This is a genomic window from Sporosarcina sp. Y352 (assembly GCF_056786535.1).
The window spans coordinates 90824-107028 of record NZ_JBXCJE010000004.1 but is presented as its reverse complement, the minus strand read 5'-3'; the positions used below and the strand labels follow the sequence as shown (position 1 = coordinate 107028).

Sequence of the window (16205 nt, the reverse complement as noted above, 5' to 3'; positions counted from 1 at the left end):
TTTCTAGACTAGCTAGCCAAATAGCTTTTTACAAAATTCTAGGAGGCGTTATGAAATGGTTACAAGACATGTAGTGGGACATTATCATACTGAAACTGAAGCAATTGCAGCAATTGAAGATTTGAAAAGACAGGGTTATGGATCAGATGAGATATCGGTCATGAGTAAACATTCAGAAGACGTTGAAGCCATTGCAGATGAAACAGGTACACATGCAGCTGACGGTGCAGCAACGGGAGCGGCAACAGGCGGAATTCTAGGCGGCCTGGGCGGTGTTCTTGCTGGAATCGGTGCACTCGCCATTCCAGGAATCGGTCCAATCATTGCAGCCGGACCGATTGTAGCTGGTATCACTGGGGCAGCTGCTGGAGCGGGAGTCGGGGGCCTTGCCGGCGCACTAATCGGTATGGGTATCCCTGAAGAAGAAGCGACACGTTACAACGATTATTTCAATGAAGGCAAAATTCTTGTGTTAGTAGACGGCGATTACAACCGTCCGGACGATCCATATCGCCCACTTATCTAACAAGTAATATATCAAATGCTATTAAAAATAGATGCGACGTGTCGTCAACTAATGACGATACATCGCATCTTTTCTATTTTATTCCGTTTTTTTCTGATAGAGAGAGTTGTGATGCGGAGTGTGGATTATAGATTGCTTGGCGCTTCGCATCCAGTCTCACGGCATCGGCGACCCCTTTGCCGCGCTTGCGCTGGTGTGTTCCATTATTGAAAGAGTTGCAGGTACAGTGTGTGGATTGTAGATCGCTTGGCGCTCTGGGGATGCCTCTCGCCCTGAGCCTGGATTAGCGCTTCGCATCCAGTCTCACGGCTTCGGCTACCCCTTGTCGCGCTTGCGCTGGGGTGTTCCATTATTGATAGTAATTCTGAGATGTATGCACTGAGATTATAATGTGATTACTTTTTGATACTAATTTCGTTGAGATAGACGCACTATAGAATGCAGGTCTAATCCCTGATAATGAAGCACGCTTTCTTACATAGACCTTCCAGCGAAGGCGCGACTTAGTGGTAGCCGAAGCGATAAGACTGAAAGTGCTCTTCTTTCCGGCTTATCGCGAGAGGCATCCACATAGCGCCAAAGCGGTATTAGCAGAATCTCTAACTCCATCCCATGCCGAAGCAATATCAGCACAATCTCCACTCCACAAAGTTCCTTTGAACGATTTATCACAAAGTGTATTTTGTATCATTACCACACTAGTAAACTTATGGTAAATTAATGGTGTTACACTATTCTGACTAATTTGGCAAAGGGGGACTCAAATTTGAAGAAGAACACGTTCACAAAGCGGTTCAGTGCTTTCTTGGCTATCGCAATGATTCTATCATTACTGACACCGTTTTCAGCGTCAGCAAATGCAGAAACAGCAAGTGCACTGCCATTCAAGCCAGAAAATGCTAATGAAAGCATCATGCAACAAAAAGCGGCCATCGCGGAACAACTAAACACACTTGAAGGCGGTTCCAAGCTGCACAAAGACCTACAAGGATTAACAGGAAGTGAGCAAATAGCCATTATTGTTCACCTATCCGAAAAACCCGTAGCCCTCGAAAAGGGGATCAAAGAGCTAAAAGGGAAAAAACTAACAGCAACAGAAAAAGCAACAATAAAATCAAAAGTGAAAAATCAACAAGCAATGGTGAAAAAAGAAGCTCAAATTAAAAACATTAAAATCAACGAGAAATTCGTCTATGATACGGTCCTAAACGGTTTCGCTGCAACAGTTAAAGCGGAAGACCTCGAAAAAATGCTCGACCTTACCGGCGTTACGCTAATTGAGCCGGATACGGAAGTACATGCACTCGAGGAAACAGTCACACCTGTATCCGGAACAGTCGATGCAGCAATGGATACAAGCATTTCATTCCTCGGAATCGAAAAACTATGGGATGAAGGCATTGAAGGGCAAGGCATTAAAGTCGCGGTGCTCGACACAGGCATCGACAAAGACCATCCGGATTTCGCTGAAATTTATAAAGGTGGAAGGAACTTTATTCCGGACTCTTCCACATATACGAAAACGCGTGCAGCGGACGACGCATCAGAAACATTACCGTCTGAACGTCCTGCAGGAACGCCTGAATTCAATGCGAATGGAAGCGCTTTCTATACGTCTCACGGTACGCACGTAGCGGGTACAATTGCTGCGATTGGAGACAATCCATACAATGTTAAAGGGATTGCACCGAAAGTAGATTTATACGCATACCGCGTTCTGGGTGCGTACGGCAGCGGAGCCACGTCAGGTATCGTTGCAGCCATTGAAGAAGCAGTGATTCAGGAGATAGATGTTATTAATCTATCACTAGGTGGCGGAGCAAACTCTGAAACAGATTCAGGCTCATTTGCCATCAATAACGCCATGATGGCAGGGACAATCTCAGTAATCGCAACAGGAAATTCTGGTCCGAACCGCGGGACAATGGGGACACCTGCAACAGCGCGACTCGGAATCGCAGTCGGGAATACAACTAATCCTGAAGCACATTTCGACAGCAATGTAACAGTGACTGTGGGAGACTACAAATTATCAAAAACAATGAACCTCATGGGAACGACATTTGGAGTAGATGTAGCATCGCAATTAGCAGATGAATACGAAGTCGTAGCAATACCTGGAATGGGTACAAAAGCCAATTATGCAGGCTTAGATGTAAATGGAAAAGTAGCACTTGTCTCACGTGGGGAAATTGCCTTTGTGGACAAAATTGATGCAGCAAAGGGAGCGGGCGCAATTGCAGTCTTGATTCATAACTTTGCGGGTGGCACAAATGCGCCACAAGCTTCAGGCACATTCCTGGGCGATGCATTTGAATTCATCCCAACATACGATCTTTCTCAAACAGATGGCGAAGCAATTCGCGCAGAGCTTACGAATGGACAAGGCACAGTAACATTCTCAGGTTTCAATAAAACAATGACAATCGGAGACGAGGTAAACACATCCAGTTCACGTGGACCGTCAACACCGAACTTTGATATTAAACCGGACGTCAGTGCACCTGGAACGAATATCATGTCAACAATTCCAATGTACAAAGACGACAACCCAACAGCAAATTATGACCAAGCATTTTCACGTGAAACAGGTACATCGATGGCAACACCGCATATCGCGGGTATCGCAGCACTTGTTAAACAAGCGAATCCTTCTTGGAATGCGTTTGACGTGAAAGTTGCTTTATCCAACACAGCAAAAGTCTTGGACACAGCTAAGTATGATGTTATGGCTCAAGGCGCGGGGCGTGTAGACGCTTATGCGGCAGCACATCCATCTGCACTTGCTTATGCAATTGATACAGCGGTACTCGACAATAGCAATGTAGTTGTCGAAAACAAAAAAGGGACAGTCACATTCGGTCCTCAGCCAATTAAAGACGGCGATATTTCCGTGACAAAACAGATTCTAGTGAAAGACGTCAAAGGCAGCGGTGGAACGTATAATGTAGCAGTCGATGTTATGAAATCCTTCGCAGATGCACAAGTAACGGTCGATAAATCTTCATTCACATTGAATAATGAGCAACTACTGACAGTTACATTGACCGCTTCCCAACAAGCAAATGCGGTAGCGGGTTCTGAACTGCTTGGTTATATCCAGATCACAGGCGGAGACACTGAAATGTCATTGCCATTCGCAGCGGACTTCAGCGGGGTAGCTGCCGTAGAATTCAAAGACTTTGAAATTACGGAAACGGACTTGTCATTTGACGGGGACGGCGTGCAAGATGAAGCAATGCTTTACTTCACCGTAACAGGCAATCTCAAAACGAACTACCTAGAAATTTGGGATATCATGAATCCAAATGGCGGCTTTTACGGTGACGGTTATATCGGTTACCTCCATTCGGGGACATCACTACCAGCAGGTTCATACCAGCTTGGAGTGAAAGGGCAGTATATGCCTTGGACTCCGGGCGCAGCGCTTACAAAAATACCCGATGGATTATACACATTTGACTTCTCAGCACTAACGGTTTCAGGTACACCACCTACCGTCGGCGGTTACGTCGGACCGATTGTCGTAAAAACAACTGATCCAGAAATTGCAGGTTCGGTTACAAATGGACTAGCAACTGGGCAAGTGACGGACAAATACCTGGATTATAATCCGGAACTCGCAAAATATGGTCTAAACTATGAAATTAATACAAAACTAAAAGCATCTTATGTCTTAACTCAAAATGGCGTAACAGGTGAGCCTGTTGAATTCAAACTGGCAGCAGACGGGTCGTATTCATTCCCTGTACCTGCATTTAATGAGACAACAGATTCACTTAAAGTAGTAATTAATGATGCAGCAGGAAACAGCGGTGAAGAACTGCTCGTCGGCGTCCCATCTGACGAAGTAACAGTCACTGTCAACACCGAAAACCTAGCACTTGAAATCGGTGCGACGGAACAAGTAACAGTAACTGAAACGATAACAAAACCGGACGGAACTAAAGAAGACAAAGACGTCACAAAAGATGCAACATTCACGTCTGCTGATGAAACCGTAGCGACCGTCGAAAATGGTATCGTTACAGCAATCGGTGCAGGTAAAACAGACATCACGGTCAGCTACAAAGAATTTACTGCAACGATTGCTGTTGAAGTAGCGGCGTTAACGGGAGTTCCAAAACACTTAGTAACGGAGGATGAAATCGCGGGTCAAGTAAATGATAAAAAGGCAAAAGAAATCCAAATTATAGTTTCGCCGTCCGAACAGGAATCCACAATCGAATTCAGTGCTGCAATCTGGCAAACGATTGAAAAATCCCGTAAAGACTTGCTCATTACCAAAGGCGATGCTTCATACAAATTTTCGGAAAAAGCAATCGAAAAACTCGGAAAAGAAGCTGGCGGTGACGTGACAATCACACTCAATACGGCTGACGCGTCTACTGTCGCTGAAGCAGTATCCGAAAACTTCACACTTGGTCTAGAAGGCGGGAGCGGAGAGAAACGATTCGCATTGACTCAATTCAATGAAAAAATCGAAATCAACCTTCCAATCGATGAAACCAAAGTGAAAAAGACAAACAAAGTGGCTGTCCTCGACCTTAATTCAAATGAAAGATATAAAGCAAAATACAAAAACAATAAACTCGAATTCGAAACAAAAGGTGCAGGTAGCTTCGTAGTCGTCAATGACTAACTATGTAAGACACCTTCGAAAAAATTGCACATAAATCTTTGCTGTATGCTTTCCAATTAAGTAGCTGCAGTTGCTTGGAGTGCAAGCGCGAGACTCCTGCGGGAAAAGCGTTAGGTGAAGACCCCGCAGGAAAAGCCGTAACGCAGAACGGCTTTTGCGACCAAAAGCGTTAGCGTTGGGAGCACGTAATGAGCAACGAGGAGGCTGAGGCAACGCCCGCGGAAAGCGAGTGCTGGAACGGAAAGCAACAGCCCGTATCATAGGTTAAATTCTTAAATTCTTAAATTCATCTTATTACAATATCGTTTTAAGAAAGTGAGATTCCAATTCATCGTATCGGAATCTCGCTTTTTTATTTCCAATAAATTAATGAGTAACCATTGAAAAAAAGGGTATTAAGTAGTATAAGTAGAATTACTATTAATCAGAAAAGGAAACTACTGAAAAGGATGTGCCTATATGGCTGACTGGAATACAAAAGCATTCGAATTACTCGAAAGAAAGCCGAAACAACAAAACTGGGGTGCTAGAAGAGCGGCAAAGGATAAGAAGTATATAACATCATCAGCCTCCGTAAATAATTACATCGTACTCGACTTTGAAACGACAGGATTAAGAGCAGGTGCGGACAAAATCATTCAAATCGGCGCCATAAAATACATTGATCATCAAATGAAAGACATGTTCAATACATTCATTAATCCATACCGCCACATTCCACTAGCTGTGACACGCCTAACAGGCATTTCAAATGAATCGGTTCAATGGGCGCCAAGCATAGAACAAACAATTGACGAACTGCTCGAATTCATCGGAGACCTTCCGATCATCGCCCACAATGCCTCATTCGATATGGGTTTCCTCTATGCACTAGACAGCATAGATGGCATCACAATCCCGACATTTACCGTCATCGATACAGTCAAGCTGGCTCGGAAGAAAATCACACAAACACAAAATCATAAGCTCACAACATTGACCGAGTTTTTGCAGCTCGAACACGATGCGCATGACGCAATCGGTGACTGTCTCGCCACCGCCGCAATCTACCAATACTGTACGCAAAGTCATTTATAATAATCCCCCGCATAATCTGCTAAATCAGCAATAACGGTTAGCAGGTTTTGCTACGATGAAAATATGCACAGAAATGGGGCAGTGCGATGAAAAAAACTGTATTTGCCATCTGTACGGCGCTAGTGGTAAGTTTGGTATTCGGCATACCTATGGGAGAGGCAGCAGTCAAAAAGCCAACCCGCCATGTAGGACTCCATGACCGATTACTCGATTTTCAAGACGTCCGCGTCATTGACAAAGATATGAAAGTACCACTCAAAGACATCGCAAGAGTACTTTACCTTACCGTGGAAAAGGAATCAGACATCACCCACATCCGGAAGCACGGCATCGAACTCAGCTATGACGACACCACGAAAAAAACAACGAAAAACGGCATAGAACTCAAATTTATACCCATTGTAAACGTCGATGGCGAACTTTTCATCAGCGTCAAATACATCGCCCGCGAAATTGGATTCAAAGTACAATACTTCCGCAACCTGCAAACCCTGCGCATTTACCGAGACGACTACAAGCACATGAACGCCGAAACCTACGAAATACACATTAAAAAGTTGTTGGATGAAAAACACAAGGTCAAACCACCAGCAAAACCGCCAGTAGTCAAAACGCCAAGTAAACAACCAGTAAAATTGCCAGTAGTCAAAACACCCATCAAACAACCCGCAAAATCGAAAACAAATGTCTACTTAACCTTTGACGACGGCCCCAACAAATTCACCACTGTTAATAACGCCACACTGAAAAAATACAACACACAAGGTTCATTCTTCTTTCTAGGAAAACACATGAATGACAATGAAACCATTGTTAAAGCCGTCGCCAAAAACGGAAACTACATCGGCGCGCACAGCATGACGCACGACGCCAAAAAAGTATACAAAACACCGAAAGCATTCATCGATGAAATGAACGAAGGCACGAAACTCATCCACAAAATCACAGGACGCAACGCCAAACTGCTCCGCGTCCCATATGGCAGCAAACCACACGTCACGCCCTCCATGCAAAAACAACTTAACAAATTCGGATACAAAATGTGGGACTGGGACGTTGACTCCTTAGATTGGAAATACACTGACAAAGAAACAGACGCCATCATCAAAAATGTCCGCTCCGGCGTCGAAAAAGCCTACAAATCCGGTGACCGCAACATCATCATTTTAATGCACGACCGCAGCCAAACAACAAAGGCACTCCCACAAATCATCGAATGGCTGCAAAAGGAAGGCTACACCCTAAAAAAATACGAACCCGACCACCACATCATCCAAAACTTCCTACAAGACACATCACTTTAAACAAACACCGCCTCGCATCACGAGGCGGTGTTTGTTTGGTGGAATAACCCCGTATGGCGACCGCCCATATAATCCATCGAACCGCCCAAACAAACTCCCCCAAATTCCACCAAAAACCCAAAAACTCAGCTATACTAAAACAAACAGCTTCACACACAACAAATACAAACATCAAAAACCAAAATCACAAAGGTGTCCGTCACCAAACAAAGAAAGAAGGCCACGAACATGTGGAAAATATACGCACTCCTGACCACCGCAATGCTAATCTGGGGATTCAACCTACCGCTCCTCAAATACCTGCTGCTATACGTGGGGCCCGTCACCATGACGACATTCCGACTTTTGCTAGCGGGAATATCCGTCTTCATCATCCTGGGCGCATTCAAACTGCTACGACTGCCAACCAAAAAAGAATGGAAATATATCATCGGGGGCGCAATGCTCAACGTCGTCCTCCATCACTACTTCCTAAACATGGGCCTCGTCCGTACATCTGGCACAAACGCTGGACTCATACTCGGCTTAGGCCCCGTCCTAACAGCAATATCGGTTTCGCTCATCATGCGTATCTCGCCATCTAAAGTTCAATGGATCGGCTTCATCGTCGGCTTGGGCGGCGTTAGCTCAGTCGTCCTCGCAGGTGGGGGACTCGCCAGTCTTGCACTTGGCGATGTATTCATATTCGTCTCCATCGCTACACAAGTACTGTCATTCCTAGTCATCGCCAAAGCGGCCAAAACACTCGATCCGCGCATCATGACCGCCTATATGATGATTGTCGGTAGCGCCGTATTATTCATCATCAGCCTGATTCAAGAACCCGGTGAAATCAAAGCATTCGCCAGCGTTCCGCCTATGTTCTGGCTTGGCTTCGCGACAAGTGCTGTCATTGGTACAGCCGTCGGACACATGCTCTACAATTACTCTGTCGGAAAAGTCGGCCCGTCGAAAGCCGCCATCTTTATTAACTTCAACACCCTATTTTCATTACTCGGTTCGGCACTATTCCTTGGTGAAATCATCACCTATCGTCATCTTTTAGGGTTCGTCTTAATCGTCGCCGGCGTTATTTTAGGATCCGGTGCTGCCGAAGAACTATGGAAGAAACGGCGCAAAAAAACTGAAGAAAATATCCAGTAAACGTAAGCACAACAAACCATCCGCCGTCCAACACACTGGGCGGCCTTTTTCATCCAATTAACCGTCCGAAATGTTTCCCTCTAATCCTGCATATACTTTACTCACCAATAAAAAAAGACGGCCACCCACACAACCCACGCCGTCACCAAAAAGGGGGAACCAACCGAATGGCACTCACCATCAACCCGCGCGTCCAGCAAATTGAACTTTCTGGCATCCGCAAAATCTCAAACCTACTTCCAAACTACCCTGACGCCATTAACCTGACCATCGGACAACCCGATTTCCCAACACCCGAACCCGTCAAAAAAGCCGCCAAGCAAGCCATCACGGACGATAAAACCGGCTACTCACATAACGCAGGCATGTTAGAACTCCGAACGGCAGTATCTAACTTCTTCACCACAAAATACGGATTCACCTACAATCCACAAACAGAAATCATCATCACATCCGGCGCAAGCCAAGCGATGGATACCGTATTTAAGACCATTCTCGAAAAGAATGACGAGGTCATCGTACCCGCACCCATCTATACCGGCTACGAACCGCTCATCACACTCGCCGGCGCAGTCCCGGTCTTTCTCGACACCACAACAACCGACTTTATCCCGGATCCCAAAGAACTCGAAAAACGCATCACCAAACAAACAAAAGCAATCATCTTCAATTATCCATCCAATCCAACAGGCGTCACGATTCCACGCAAGACAATGGACGAACTTGCCGCAGTCCTCGCCAAGCACGAAATCTTTATCATTTCCGATGAAATCTACAGTGAAAATAGTTTTGAAGGAGAACACCGCTCGTTCGCCCAGTACCCCGAGCTGAAAAACAAACTCTTCCTCATCCATGGCCTATCAAAATCGCATTCTATGACAGGCTGGCGCATCGGCTTCCTACTCGCAGCGAAAGAGTGGATGCAGCAAGCCGTCAAAGTACACGCCTACACCATTCTTTGTGCAAGCGTTCCATCCCAGTACGCAGCCATCACCGCACTGACGGACTGCCAAAATACACCCGCTGCTATGAACCCGGAATACATCCGCAGACGGGACTACATTTACAACCGGCTCACAACCATGGGGCTACCAACCGTCAAACCGAACGGTGCTTTTTACGCATTTCCTTCTATTAAAGAGTTCAACCTAACTTCCGACCAATTCGCCCACACACTGCTCGACGAAGCCCGAATTGCCGTCGTCCCGGGTACAGCTTTCACATCCTACGGCGAAGGCCACATCCGGATTTCCTACGCATACGCCTTTGACCAACTCGAAATCGCCATGGACCGCCTAGAAAAGTGGGTAACCAACTGGCGCAACAACGAACGCCATATTGTCCCGGATCCACCACTTATGTAAGAGATACTATTCAACTGTTGAAATTTACAATAACTTCATAGTCTATTTTTGATAAATCTGGTAAAGTAGAATAAACAGATAATAATACTACCAAACTACTTTATCAGGGGGCCGACACATGTCGAAAAAATTGTATTTATCAACCGCTGCGGCTGCAGCGGCAATGGCAGTAATGATTGTACCAGTAGCGTCTGCAGACGAAATCACATTCACCGACGTATCCGAAAAGTACGAAAGGGCAGTAGCATTCCTTTTCTCGAATGGAATTACGGAAGGGTCTAATGAAACGAAGTTCGGCACGGAAACAACCATCAAACGTATCGATGCAGCTGTTCTAATTGCAAGAACAATCGGGTACGATGAGTCCAAAAAGTATAAGGACGCAGGTTTTACAGATGTTCCCAAACGAGCGGAACAGGCTGTCAATTTATTGGTGGAACTTGGGGTTGTTGATGGGAAAACAAAGACGAAGTTTGGCTCTGATGACAAATTGACACGAAACGAGGCTGCAAAACTGCTTGCAAGTGCTGGCCTGCTGGATGTTGACAGTTCTGTTGCGAAAACGAAATTCACTGATGTCAATAAACGATTTGCCCCATTCGTTTCGGCACTAATAGAAGGGGGAATCACACAAGGTAAGTCTGAAGCAAAGTTTGGTGCCGAAGATCCATTGAAACGTGGTGAACTTGCACTATTCATCGACCGTGCGAAAGCGCATTTCGGCTTTATGGATCTAATGGTTATGCATATGAACGATTCACATGCCTACCTTGATAACTTCCCTTACGTTGCTACGGCAGTGAAAGAAACCCGTGAAAAAAATAAAAACAACGTTCTTCTCCATGCGGGCGACGTGTTCGCCGGAGACTTGTACTTTAATACATTCAAAGGACAAGCGGACGTTGAACTCATGAACTACCTGGGCTTTGATGCAATGACATTCGGAAATCACGAGTTTGACCTCGGTTCTTCTGGAGAAGGCCATCAAGCACTTGCGGATTTTGTGAAAGCAGCGGAATTCCCTTTATTGACAGCAAATATTGACTTCTCTAAAGACAAGTTATTTGAAGGATTACAAACAAAATCTGTCTCAAAAGAGTATGAAGATGGTCAAATTTATAACGGTGTAGTTAAGGATGTCAACGGCGAAAAAGTTGGCGTGTTTGGTCTGACTACAGAAGAGACGCCTTTCATTTCTAGTGTTGGGTCTGTTGCATTTAGTAATTACATTAAAGAAGCAAAAGCCGCTGTTAAAGCGTTTGAAGATCAAGGTGTCGATAAAATCATTGCGCTTACACATATCGGATTTGATGATGCAATTGTGTATGACAATGACAAAGAGCTTGCGAAGTTAGTAGAAGGAATCGATATTATAGTTGGGGGACATACGCACTCAAGCATTGCAGAACCGTATGTCTCGACTGAATTTGATGCACCAACCGTCATCGTACAAGCGAATGAGTACGCGAAATACATTGGAACGTTAGACGTAACATTTAACCAATTTGGAGAAATTACATTATATCAAGGCGAACTTCTAAGCACGGACGCGAGTGAAGGGGCTAGGGATAAAACTCAATATGAGGCCGATCCGAAAGCTATAGAAATTTTAAAGCCGTTTGCTGATAAAATCCAAGAAATCAAAAAAGAGTCAATCGGTGTGGAAGCACTTGTGAAACTTGATGCAAGCCGTGACAATGACAGTTCCGGCACGCCGAGCATCAGACATAGTGAAATGAACCTTGGAAACCTAATTGCAGATGGTATGCTTTATTCCGCAAAAACGCTTGTTGATGAAAATGCAGTTATCGCTCTTCAAAACGGTGGAGGAATTCGTACCTCAATTGAAGCAGGGGATATTACGACTGGAGATGTATTGAAAGTATTGCCATTCGGTAACGGATTAGCGACTGTCAAACTTACAGGTACAGAAATTATTGAAGTACTTGAGCATTCGGTTGCAGCTGATTTAAGGGCAGATGGAGGCCTTAAAGAGAATGGCGCTTTCCTTCAAGTGGCAGGAATGAAATTTACTTATGACAGCTCCAAGGAAGTCGGCAAACGCGTTCAGCAAGTTTCCGTCAAAAATGGTACTGACTTCGAATCGTTAAATAATGAAAAGGAATATCTAGTTGCGACAAACATCTTCACAGCTAAAGGGGGAGACGGCTTCACTACGTTCAAAAAGGCATACGAAGAGGGCCGCGTATCAGAACCTGGATTCTTAGACTACAAAAACCTAATTGAATACATGACAACGTTTGAAGATGGGGTAGAACCTAAAGTTGAAGGTCGTATTATCAATGTTAATGCAACTGAAAAAAATAAGTAGAACCTAAACTGTCCGATTGGCTAGTAAAGCTATCGGATGGTTTTTTCTATGAATTTGATAATTATAACAAAAAGCTGAGAGTTTAATAGATGGAGAATAGCTATGTGTAGAGGCGGATTTGCATGGTTTAATTACTAAACTAGTAATATATAGGTAGATAGTTATATAGAAGAATATTACTATTTAATGTATTCTATGGAGAGTAATGCGTATTAAAAGGAGGAAATTGAGTGAAAAAATGGTTACTCATCATATGCGTAGCATTGATGGCAGTTGTTCTTACTCCAATAAATCACGGGAAAGCCAGTGCAATAAACTTCACTGATGTCGGTTCGTCACATCGTGCACAGGCTGAAATATATTATTTAGTTCAAGGTGGTATTACAAGTGGGGTCACACCCACACAATTCTCCCCAAATCGGGAAGTAACACGCGGTGAAGCGGCGATCATGTTGGGACGAGCGCTTGGTCTTAATGGGGAAAGAGTTAACACGAAATTCCCAGATGTAACAACAAACAGTTCTGCTTCAGGATACATACAAAGACTTGTGAATCTTAATATTATTTCAGGCTACCCAAACGGGAACTTTAATCCTAACCGCACCTTAAGTAGGGGGGAAATGGCTGTCCTAATCAGTCGTGCATTTGAATATAACGCGAATTCAGTAAGCGTTGCGACGTCAACACTACTTAACAAAGGCATTGCGGAAGGTTTAGCTGATGGTTCATTTGGTGAATCTTTAACGATTAAACGCGCAGATTTTGCCGTATTCTTGACAAGGAGCATCAATGCGGATTTCCGTACAACGCAAAAAGAAACATTCAATGTAGAGATGTTCGTGAATACGAAAAACGCTACTACGTTAAACGTTAGGTCAGGCCCTAATACATCTTACCCTTCAATCAGTAACGTAAGTACAGGGAAGAATGTAAAGTATGCTTATTCAGTTGGGGATTGGGCTTTCGTCCAGTTCGACGGTAAAAAAGGATTTGTCCACTCCGCATATATTCAAATTGACAAACCTTCGACGGTTACACCAACACCAGCGCCAAAACCAACGCCAACACCAACACCAACACCAACATTACCGGGCGGTAAAGCATTGAAAGACCTTGTCGTCATTATTGATCCTGGTCATGGTGGAAGAGATCCAGGTGCTGTAGGAATTGGTTATTTAGAAAAGAATATGGTATTAAATATTTCAAAAAAAATGAAAACATATTTTGATAAGACCCCTATTCAAGCTAAAATGACGCGTACAACCGATAAGTTTGTAGAATTATCAGGCCGTACTAATTTTGCAAAGGCGAATAAGGGCGATATATTCATATCTGTTCACACAAACGCTTTCAATGGTAGCGCAAATGGACAAGAAACGTTTTATTATGCCAAAACAGCTGCAAATAATCCGCATGTGAAAGAATCACGTGCACTTGCAATATACATTCAAAATCGGATGTTGGAGGCATACAATCTTAGAAACCGCGGCGTGAATCCTAATAACCATACAGGAAATTTCCAGGTACTTCGTGAAAATACAATGCCAGCCGCACTAGCGGAAATCGGATTCATCGATAGTCCGAAGGATATTCAACAAATGAATACAGAAGCAGGTCGTGAAAAGATGGCTAGAGCACTTTTCCTGGCCACGCTAGACTATTACTTATACTATGAAAATAGGCAAGATATCATACCATTATATAATACGGTCAATGCTAAACCGAGCGGTAAACTTCATTAATCATCCCCCCTACTTAGTCCACGACTAGCTGGGGGAGTTTTTTTATATCCGCAATACCATTACATATGAAAATGAGGGATTGTATTGAAAAGTATCATTACCGCGGCATTTCTATTACTATTGACCGTATTACCAATCTCTTCGTATGCAGAAGAGCAAACAAATTATTTATTGTATTCTCCCGATGGGGATATTGAAACTATTAAAAAGGCGTTCCCTGATTTTACAAGAGCATTCGAATTACTGCCGATGGTGGAAGTTGCATTAAGTGATACAGAGCTTAAGGAAATAAAAAACAATGATACCACTATGCAAATTTTTCCAGTGAATAACTATGGATTAGCGGAACTACAGGAGACCATACCGGCACAATTTGCACTAATTAATACGCTCCCTAAAAACACCTCGCCTTACACGGGAAAAGGTGTCAAAGTAGCGGTGCTAGATAGCGGGATTGATGTCAGTCATAATGATTTGGAAGTGACAGGTGGAATTTGCACATTGCCAATAGAAAATTGTGCAGTGGGAACGCCCTATTCAGATGATTTAGGGCATGGCACACATGTAGCGGGAATCATCGCGGCAAAAAATAATGGCATTGGAACAATCGGGATTGCGCCTGATGTAGAGCTATATTCCATAAAAGTAATCGACAAGAAAAATAGGGGGAAAACTTCGAATATTATCGCAGGTGTAGAATGGGCGATTAAGAATAACATCGATATACTTAATATGAGTATAACGACAGATAAGGATGATCCCGCATTGAAACTGATGCTTGAAAAAGCCTATCAGTCAGGGATGATTTTAGTAGCTTCTGCGGGAAATGAGGAATTTGGTGATTTAATAGATTCTGTCCAGTTCCCTGCTAAATACGCTCATGTTATTGCTGTTTCGGCTATCATGCAAAACAAAGTCCGTCTTTTTCAATCCTCAATCGGCCCGGAAATAGAATTGGCTGCACCAGGCGACAAGATTAGAAGTACTTACCCAGTCTTACTAGATAATGACGGAATCCGTGATGGTTATATGGAGTTATCTGGCACGTCAATGGCATCCCCGCATGTCGTAGGAGTCATAGCACTTCTAAAAGAACGATTACCGGGAATTTCGAATACGAAGATGAGAGCCATTTTGGCGAACACAGCAGAAGATCTTGGTGTGAAAGGGCGCGATAAGGAATTTGGATACGGTCTTGTGCGTTATCCAGCGTCCATTGCAGAAATTCCAATCGCATCTCATTATAGTGAACGCAATAAAATCGTCGTGGAACTATCAAATGCAGATCGAACCACGAACCGAAAACTACAGGCGGGGGACATTGAAATAAAAGAACTTGAGCCGGGAGTATGGGAACTATACCGGTTCAAGGGCAATCATAAGCTAACGCTGTCTTACCAAGGTGTAAAAGGAAAAGAAATGACTGAGCAGGTCAATGTAGATGTAGACACTGCCCAATATAAAGATATAAACCAAAATAAATGGTATATCGGACACATAGCATATTTGGCATATAACGAAGGAATAAACGGCTATTTAGATAACACATTTCGGCCTGACGCTCGCATCACACGTGCAGAAGCTGCAGTTCTGCTAGGTAGGATGCTTGGACATAACGGCGAGAAACGAAAAACTATTTTCACAGATGTAAATCCGAATAGCTTCGCTTCAGGTTATATCCAATCTGCGGTTGAAGCAGATCTTGTCGCTGGTTTCACAGACGGTACTTTCCATCCTGATGATGCCGTCACAAGGGCAGAAATGGCATTATTACTTCAACAAGCATTCCAGTTTCCCATTGATAAATCACGGCCTTCTCAATTTCCAGATATGACTCCGAATGTAACAAGCTACGAAGCTGTCCGCGCATTAGCACAATCGGGTATTATAGAAGGCTACCCGGATGGCACCTTTAGACCTCAAGAGCCGATGACCAGAGCAACATTTAGTGTGTTTCTCGCTGGGGCAAAAAGACCCGATTTGTTCAATTGAATGACAAAAAAGGCTCAACCATTACCTAAAAGGTGATAGTTGAGCCTTTTTGTCATTAAACCTCTGTTACGCGATTGTAATAG

General features: G+C 43.9%; 9 protein-coding genes. All 9 read left to right on the top strand.

The genetic code is table 11. The annotated features are described in order from the left end of the window. The first annotated feature begins 55 nt into the window (after nt 1–55). A complete protein-coding gene (locus tag AC1TO6_RS08065; RefSeq protein ID WP_482101093.1) occupies nt 56–526 on the top strand; it encodes a general stress protein in 471 nt (156 codons plus the stop codon). 766 nt (nt 527–1292) lie between these two features. Next, nucleotides 1293–5168: a S8 family serine peptidase gene (locus AC1TO6_RS08060; RefSeq protein WP_482101092.1), complete on the top strand. Its 3876-nt coding sequence runs from the start codon at nt 1293–1295 to the stop codon at nt 5166–5168. 459 nt (nt 5169–5627) lie between these two features. Then, nucleotides 5628–6245 (top strand): 3'-5' exonuclease, encoded by a 618-nt coding sequence (locus AC1TO6_RS08055; protein ID WP_482101091.1) that lies wholly within the window; start codon nt 5628–5630, stop codon nt 6243–6245. 86 nt (nt 6246–6331) lie between these two features. After that, a complete protein-coding gene (locus AC1TO6_RS08050) occupies nt 6332–7549 on the top strand; it encodes a polysaccharide deacetylase family protein (RefSeq protein WP_482101090.1) in 1218 nt (405 codons plus the stop codon). A gap of 228 nt (nt 7550–7777) precedes the next feature. Continuing rightward, nucleotides 7778–8692, top strand: coding sequence for a DMT family transporter (locus AC1TO6_RS08045; RefSeq protein WP_482101089.1), 915 nt, complete (start codon nt 7778–7780; stop codon nt 8690–8692). 167 nt (nt 8693–8859) lie between these two features. Continuing rightward, entirely contained in the window at nt 8860–10056 is a 1197-nt protein-coding gene (locus AC1TO6_RS08040; protein WP_482101088.1) for an aminotransferase class I/II-fold pyridoxal phosphate-dependent enzyme, read from the top strand. A 118-nt stretch (nt 10057–10174) separates the two neighbouring features. Next, nucleotides 10175–12388: a 5'-nucleotidase C-terminal domain-containing protein gene (locus tag AC1TO6_RS08035; RefSeq protein ID WP_482101087.1), complete on the top strand. Its 2214-nt coding sequence runs from the start codon at nt 10175–10177 to the stop codon at nt 12386–12388. A 230-nt stretch (nt 12389–12618) separates the two neighbouring features. Further along, nucleotides 12619–14130 (top strand): N-acetylmuramoyl-L-alanine amidase, encoded by a 1512-nt coding sequence (locus AC1TO6_RS08030; protein WP_482101086.1) that lies wholly within the window; start codon nt 12619–12621, stop codon nt 14128–14130. Nucleotides 14131–14214: 84 nt separating this feature from the next. Then, nucleotides 14215–16122, top strand: coding sequence for a S8 family peptidase (locus tag AC1TO6_RS08025; protein WP_482101085.1), 1908 nt, complete (start codon nt 14215–14217; stop codon nt 16120–16122). Nucleotides 16123–16205 lie beyond the last annotated feature (83 nt).

What these genes read in the sequence shown, in the direction of transcription:
- AC1TO6_RS08045 (WP_482101089.1), top strand. Translation starts at nt 7,778, where the DNA reads ATGTGGAAAATATACGCACTCCTGACCACCGCAATGCTAATCTGGGGA.
- AC1TO6_RS08065 (WP_482101093.1), top strand. Translation starts at nt 56, where the DNA reads ATGGTTACAAGACATGTAGTGGGACATTATCATACTGAAACTGAAGCA.
- AC1TO6_RS08040 (WP_482101088.1), top strand. Translation starts at nt 8,860, where the DNA reads ATGGCACTCACCATCAACCCGCGCGTCCAGCAAATTGAACTTTCTGGC.
- AC1TO6_RS08050 (WP_482101090.1), top strand. Translation starts at nt 6,332, where the DNA reads ATGAAAAAAACTGTATTTGCCATCTGTACGGCGCTAGTGGTAAGTTTG.
- AC1TO6_RS08035 (WP_482101087.1), top strand. Translation starts at nt 10,175, where the DNA reads ATGTCGAAAAAATTGTATTTATCAACCGCTGCGGCTGCAGCGGCAATG.
- AC1TO6_RS08055 (WP_482101091.1), top strand. Translation starts at nt 5,628, where the DNA reads ATGGCTGACTGGAATACAAAAGCATTCGAATTACTCGAAAGAAAGCCG.